This is a genomic window from Candidatus Dormiibacterota bacterium, from assembly GCA_035532835.1.
Classification (GTDB): domain Bacteria; phylum Vulcanimicrobiota; class Vulcanimicrobiia; order Vulcanimicrobiales; family Vulcanimicrobiaceae; genus DAHUXY01.
The window spans coordinates 1-7,022 of the sequence record DATKQG010000076.1; the positions used below are offsets into that span (position 1 = coordinate 1).

Consider the following 7,022-nt stretch of genomic DNA (forward strand, 5'->3'; position numbering starts at 1 on the left):
GCTCGCCGCGGCGACGGCCTTCTACGCAAAACCACCGAACTTCGCGCACCCCGAACTGCTCCATGCCACCAAGGATACCTATCGCGATTCGCTCGACGTTAGCGACAAAGAGTTGGCGCGGCAGCATCGTCGCGAGATCGATCTATCGAAAATCCTGGCCAAGCTCTACCGCACGTACGTCGACCGCTTAACCGACAGCGGCCTCCTTACGCCGACCGAAGCCGTGGCGCGCGCGCTGACGTTCGTCGCCGACAGTCCCGCGCTCGGAACGGCCTTGCGCGCGGAGATCGGTTTCGCGTGCTTAGACGACGCTCAGGAGCTGGGCGCAAACGATCTCGCGCTCCTGCGCGCAGTCTTCGGAAAAGAACTGACCGGCGTGACCTTTGCGGGCGATGCGTCCTCCACGTTGGGCTCGTTTCGCGGAGCCCGCCCCGAAGCGACGTTCGCGAGTGCCGCGCAGACGTTTATTCTAAGCGCGCAAGTACGTTCCCCGATCGCGCTGGAACTCGCAGCGCGCCAACTGGGCGCCTCGCACGAAAAACCGGATGCGCGCGCAGTTGAACCGGCGTTACACATCCATCGCGCAAAATCGCCGCAACTCGAAGCCGCAACGATCGCAGATTGGGTCAAGGCGCGACTGGCCGAAGGTGCGCCCGCCAACCGTATCGCGCTGCTCTTTCGCTCGGTATGCGACGTGCACGCTTACGAATCGGCGCTTCTGGACCGCGGCATCCCAACCCAAATCGGTGGCGACTTCAACGTCTTCACCGATCCTCGCGCCCTCGACGCGATCGCGCTGCTGTGGAATGCTTGGGACCCCTTCCGCCACGATTGGCTGCTGCGCACGCTCTCGAATCCCCTGATGGCCTTAAGCGACAGCACCCTCGCGCTTCTCTGCTCCGAGCCGGGCGATGCTCAAACGACACTCTTTCTCTCCGAGAGCGACGCGGCGCCGCTGGTTCGTCCCAATCGTTGGGACCCGAAGCGTCACGTGCGTTTGGGTTGGAACGTGACGCGCGGCGACCGAGATAGCGACCTCAACGAGACCGCCCGTGCCCGCGTCCGGCATTTTCGCGAACTGCGCAACCGATGGATCGCCGCGCTCGGAACGCAGCCGCTCGATCGCTGGATCGAGCGCGTCTGGAACGACGGACTCGCACACGCGGGTGCCCCCGGCAGCGCACGCGCGCTCGCACAGGAACACGTCCTCGCGAGCCTCTACGCCCGCCTTCGCGCGCTCCTGGAGACGATGCCGGACGCCACCCTCGGAGATCTGCTGGAAAGCGTCGCCTTGCGAGCGGAGAGTACGCTCGAAACCAGCGATACGAACGACGACGAGCGCTTCGTCCGGATCCTCAGTATCGATGCGGCGCGCGGCCTAGAGTTCGATCACGTCGTCATCGCAGATGCCCGCGCCGGTGCGTTCCCACGCTGGTACGTGCCGGATACGTTTCTGTTTAGCCCCAAATACGGCATCGTGCCTAAGGATAACGTCGGTGACGCGACCGCCGCACGAACGGCAAAGTTCACCTACTACATGCATCGCAGCAAAGCGCGCGACCACTACAACGCGCAAGAACGCAGAGCCTTCATCTACGCGTTACGCCGCGCTCGCAAGAGCGCGCTCGTTACGGCCTCGGGACGCGTCACGCGAGGCGTCACCGCCCCCGAATTCTTGGAGGAACTTCGAGCCGTTCGCTTGCCGGGAACGGTCGTCATCTAACCATGCGGCTCGTCGAAATCGCTCCTCCCGACTATGCCCGAGACGTCCTTCCCTTGAGCGCCCATCTATGGGCGGGTCGCCGCGACATGGATCTTTACATCGCGCAAACCCTCGAAATCGCGGCGAGCGGCTACGGCAAGCGTCACTACAAAACGTTCGGACTCTACGACGGACCCCAGCTGCTTGCGTCGTTCAAGCGCTATCAGCGCACCATCCGATGGCAGCAGCAGGGCTTACGCGGCGTAGGCATCGGAGCCGTCTTTACGCCGGAGCACTTTCGCGGCCGAGGCTACGCCAGCGCGATGCTCGCGATGCTCCTCGATCGCGCTCGCAACGACGGCGATGACTTCGCATACCTCTTCTCCGACATCCGCCCGCATTTCTACGAAGAACTCGGCTTCACGCAGTTGCCCTCTCGCGCTATCTCGCTGCGCGCCGACACGCTCGCTAGTAAGCGCATCGAAGTCGCTCGACTCGACGACCAGGATTGGAGCGGCGTGCAACGCTGCTTCAATCTTTCGGAGCGAACCCGCCCTTGGGCGATGCTCCGCACCCCGCTCGTGTGGGATTGGATCCGCTTACGAACCCGCCACGGATCGGAACATGCGGCCGGCGTGGAGACCAATCTCGTCCTGCGTCGTGGACGCAGCATCGCGGCATACGCTCTGGGCGTACGCGCCCTCGAGCACGACGCATACATCATCGACGAATTCGGTACCGCCGACGACGAAGCCGCAGCCCTCCTTCCCGCGCTGCTACGCGCCGCCGCAGGCGATCTGCGCCGCGTCGTCGGCTGGTTACCGCCCGACGGCGCGCGCGAACTGCTCCCACGCGGCTCCGTACGCAAACGCCGAGACGCAATCTTCATGGCCGCACCGCTAAGCGCGGCCGCAACAAAATGGCTGGATGCCGCAGCATCTCCATCATCCGCCGACGGCATCTGGAGCACCGACCACATCTAACGCCGCACGCTAGCGTTTCGCGTTTCGCGTTTCGCCTTTCGCCTTTCGCCTTTCGCCTTTCGCGTTGGAGTTTAGTGCTCGGGTGAGCGAGGGTGATGTGGGGTTGCGGGCCGTGTGAGAGCTCCCCGGAGCCAGGATGGCGGGAGGGGAGCTGAACCGAGTAGCATTTTTACACGGATGTAAAAATGCGCGCGTGCCCGCAACCCCATATCACCCTTGCTCACCCGGGCACTTGCACCTCACAGAAAGCTAATCTGCAACGGCTCTCCCGGCACGAGCGAAGCGACGCGCAGCCCGATGAGACGGACCGGCGCGCCTTGGAGATCGGCGCGGCGCAGACAGTACAACGCCGCTTTGAGGATGCGGCGCGCGTCGCGCGTCGGTTCGGCGAGATGCGTTTGACGACCGTGCGTTCGGAAATCCGCGCGTTTGATTTTGACGCCGACGGTGCAGGCGCTAAGCCCCTCGCGTTCGAGCTTTTCGGCGACCTCGGCTGCTTGCGCTCGCAACACTTCGGCTAAGCGGCGCTCTTCTCGGACGTCGTATTCGAAGGTCTCCTCGCTGGAGATCGACTTGGTTTCGCGATCCGATTCTACCGGGCGGTTATCGATGCCGCGTGCGAGCGCGCGGACTTGGTTGGCCCACGAGCCGAAGTGCCGGTAGGCTTGCGCGTCATCGAGCGCGGCGACGTGGCCTATGGTCGTGATGCCTGCGAGTTCGAGGCGGGCTTGGGATTTTGGGCCGACGCCCCAGATGCGGCCCACCGGCATCGGTGCGAGAAAGACCGCTTCGTCGCCCGGTGCAACCGCGAGCAGGCCGTTCGGCTTGCATGCGTCGGACGCGATTTTCGCGATCATTTTTCCGGTAGCGATGCCGGCACTGATGGTGAGGCCGGTTGCGCGCAAGACTTCGTCGCGAATCGTTTGCGCGAGCGACGTCGCCTCCGCGAGAGCGCAGGGGCCGAAATCGATGAACGCTTCGTCGAGCGAGAGGCCTTCGATCGCGTGGGCACGCGATGCGAAAATCGCGAAGACCTCGCGCGATATTTCCTTGTACTTGGACATCGTCGGGGGAACGACGATCAGGTTTGGGCACGCTTCGAGTGCGCGATAGAGTGGGAGAGCCGAGCGCACCCCGAACGGGCGGGCTTCGTATGAGGCCGTAAGGACGACCGAACGGCGATGGCTGCCCGCAACCGCGACCGGCTTGCCGCGCAACGTTGGATCGTCGCGGATCGCTACGCTGGCGTAAAATGCATCGATGTCGAAGTGCGCGATCATCCGTCGCGACCCTTAGGTGAGCGCGCCTTGTTGGATGGCGAGGATCGTCTGCATATTGCGCAGATCGTCGGCGTCTTCACCCGGCGTTTCCAGAATCGCCGTCTTCTCGCGCAGTTCGGGGTGAGCTAACAGCGAGCGAAAGCCCTCGAAACCGATTCGCCCTTCACCGATGTGCCAATGGCGATCGCGATTGCCGCCCAGCGGAATCTCGGTGTCGTTGAAGTGAAAGATATGCACGCGGTCTAGGCCGATGTGCGTATCGGCCTCGTCGATGAAGCGATCGACACCGGATTTGGAATCGATCTCATAACCGGCCGCCCAAGCGTGGGCGGTGTCCAGACACACGCCGAGTTGGGGGTGATCGACCGCCCGGACGAACCGTCCCAGTTCTTCCAGGGTACCGCCCGCCAGCGCGCCGGCGCCGGCCGAATTTTCGAGCACCAAATAAACGCCGGGTGCGATGGTGTCGAGCGCGCGTTCGAGCCCATGTACGATGGCCGCGAATCCTTCGTTGCGGTCGCGCTTGCCATACGAACCGAGATGCGTGTTGACGTAGCGAATGTTGCCGTGCGCGGCAGCTTCGAGATCGTGTGCCAGGAGGTTGAGCGAACCGGCCTGCACTTTCGGATCCTCGCTAGCGAGGTTGATAAGGTACGGCGTGTGGATGACGCAAGGATCGAGATCCGCTGCGCTGCGGGCCTCCGAGAACGATGCGAGCATCGCCGCGTCGACCGGCGTCGTACGGTAGCTGCGTGGATTGCTCGAAAATATCTGCATCGCCGTGCAGCCCACGCTCTTGGCATGCGCGATGGCGTTCGCGTAGCCGCCGGCCATCCGCAGGTGTAATCCAATGCGCATGCGTTACGACGCCACTTTCGCAAGATATACGAATTGCAGATAGGAGAGCGGCACGAGCGGGTCGCCCGCGCCGAACATCTCGTGTATGCGTGCGTCGAGCGTGTCGAAATACCGCGAAGCCTCCGAACCGAGCGCGTCGCGAACGCTCTTGCGCGAGCGCTCGTACTGGAGGTATTTGCTCGCGGGAGTCACCATGCGCCAGGGGAGGACGCGTAACCGATGCTCCGCAAACGGAGCGGCGTAAAATTCTTTGAATCCGCCGCCGAGCCCGGATGGCTTGGGTTCCGACCCCAAGTCCGTCAAGACGCTATCGCGCAGCTGTTTCACGGGATCGTCTCCGGTCAAGTGTTTCCACCAGATCGCGACCATGCCGCCGGGGCGTACGACGCGCAGCATTTCCGCAATCGCTTTGGTGCGATCGAAGTGATGAAACGCCTGGGCGCTGATGGCGGCATCGAAGCTGCCGTCTTGAAACGGTAGCGATTCTGCCCGGCCGACGGTCCACGAGGCGTCCGGAAATTCGCGGCTCGCTTGCGCGAGCATGGGTTCGGAAGCGTCGACGCCCGTTATTTGGAAGTTGTTAGCGATCAGCGGCTCGCTCGCCAAACCGCTACCGCAGCCCACGTCTAAGATTCGGTGCCGCTGCGAAAGCCCAAAGCCCACCAGCGTATTGTAGAGATCGTTCGAGTAACCGGTTCGGCCGGCGCTGTACTCGGCGGCGTAGCTGTCGTAAGCGCTCATGCTTCGGGTTCCGTAGCGGGGGGCTGCTCGGCGGGAGCTTCTCCGAGGGGCTGCTCGGCGGGAGCTTCTTCTTCGGAGGTCTCCGGTACCGGCTCCCCGGGGACCAGGAGATTGAGCTCGAGCGGCTGGCCCGGTTCGAGCTCCAGTTGCGGAAGATCCGCGAGCGAGTTAAGCCCGAACGATTCAAGGAAGAATGCCGTCGTCTTGTACTGCATCGGGCGTCCGACCACGTCCTTGCGTCCGGCTTCGCCGATGAGGTTGCGGTCCAACAGCGTGTTGACGACGCTATCCGAGTTGACGCCTCGAATCGCTTCGATTTCGCTCTTGGTCACCGGTTGCATATGCGCGATGATCGCCAGCGCCTCGAGGGCCGGGGCCGAGAGCGACGTGCGCGGCGGCAGCAAATAGGCTTCGACGGCTTCGCGCGCCGACGACGCCGTCGCAAAACGATATCCGCCCGCAAGCTCGCGCAGGACGATGCCGCGATCGGTATAGCGCTCTTGAAGCGATTGAATCGCCAAGGCCACCGCTCGTTCGTCGGCGCCGGTTAATTTGGCGATGCGCTTGTTCTCGAGCGGCTCGCTTGCGACGAAGAGGAGCGCCTCGATCGAACGTTCGATATCGGCAGCTTCGTGATGGAGGCTTCGCGCGTCGTCGCCGAGGCGATCCTCTGGTACGGCAACGGCGTCCGGGGTGTCTTCTATGATCGGAACGTCTTCGGTTTGCACGGATTAGCCTTCGTGTGGTTGTGAGATTGGGAAAATGCGAATGTCGTCGAAGAGCTCGGGTTGCTCGATCTCGACGCGGTTGCGGCGTACCAGCTCGAGCACGGCCAAGAACGTGACGATGATGACCTCGCGGGCCATCCCAAGCTCGTGGCAGAGCGCGCTGAAATAGACCTCGCCGTGCTCCTTAACGCTACGCGAGATGTAATCCATCTGCGCCAGGAGCGAGACCCGTTCGCGGACGATCGAGCGCTTCTCCGGGCGGGCTTGGCGCAGCATCGCGATAAAAGCGCGCTTCAATCGCTCCGGATCGATGCGATAACGCTGGACCAGATCGCTGGTGGGATCGCCCGACTCCCGGAAGTAGAATCCGCTGGCTTCGTCCTGCCGCGCTCGCAGTTCCAAGCCCAGTTCTCGATACCGCGAGTACGCGATCAGCCGGCGCCGCAGACGTTCTTCAACCTGCTCGGGCGTCTCCGAATCTTCGTCGACGAACTCTTGCGGGATCGGCGGCAACAGCGCCTTGGACTTCAAGAACACGAGCGTCGCGGCGATAACGAGATACTCTGCCGCGACCTCGATGTCGAGATCCTCCATCAACCGCACGTACGACAGGTACTGCGAGGCGACGCTCGCGAGCGGCACGGTGGCGATATCGAGTTGCTGCTCTTTGATCAGGCTCAATAACAAATCGAGCGGGCCGTCGAAGACGTCGAGTTGGACCCGGCACGCG

The 7,022-nt window shown here is 63.2% G+C and carries 7 protein-coding genes; 2 read left to right on the forward strand and 5 right to left on the reverse strand.

What is annotated here, in order from left to right:
* Positions 1–1,723, forward strand: a 1,723-nt coding sequence (locus VMW12_09495) for a 3'-5' exonuclease (GenBank protein HUZ49951.1), incomplete at its 5' end; no start/stop codon positions are given.
* Positions 1,724–1,725: 2 nt separating this feature from the next.
* The gene (locus VMW12_09500; protein HUZ49952.1) at positions 1,726–2,685 is read left to right on the forward strand and encodes a GNAT family N-acetyltransferase; all 960 of its coding nucleotides are present in this window, start codon (positions 1,726–1,728) and stop codon (positions 2,683–2,685) included.
* 239 nt (positions 2,686–2,924) lie between these two features.
* Here the strand turns inward: VMW12_09500 and dinB are convergent, their stop codons facing one another.
* From dinB to VMW12_09525, 5 genes are all read right to left on the reverse strand, one after another.
* Positions 2,925–3,965: a DNA polymerase IV gene (gene dinB, locus VMW12_09505; protein ID HUZ49953.1), complete on the reverse strand. Its 1,041-nt coding sequence runs from the start codon at positions 3,963–3,965 to the stop codon at positions 2,925–2,927.
* A gap of 12 nt (positions 3,966–3,977) precedes the next feature.
* Positions 3,978–4,823, reverse strand: a complete 846-nt coding sequence (locus VMW12_09510; protein ID HUZ49954.1) for a deoxyribonuclease IV — start codon at positions 4,821–4,823, stop codon at positions 3,978–3,980.
* Positions 4,824–4,826: 3 nt separating this feature from the next.
* Entirely contained in the window at positions 4,827–5,564 is a 738-nt protein-coding gene (locus tag VMW12_09515; GenBank protein HUZ49955.1) for a class I SAM-dependent methyltransferase, read from the reverse strand.
* Entirely contained in the window at positions 5,561–6,292 is a 732-nt protein-coding gene (scpB, locus tag VMW12_09520; protein HUZ49956.1) for an SMC-Scp complex subunit ScpB, read from the reverse strand. The genes VMW12_09515 and scpB overlap by 4 nt, the downstream gene beginning before the upstream one ends.
* A 3-nt stretch (positions 6,293–6,295) precedes the next feature.
* Positions 6,296–7,022: segregation/condensation protein A (locus tag VMW12_09525; protein ID HUZ49957.1), on the reverse strand; the 727-nt coding region annotated here is incomplete at its 5' end.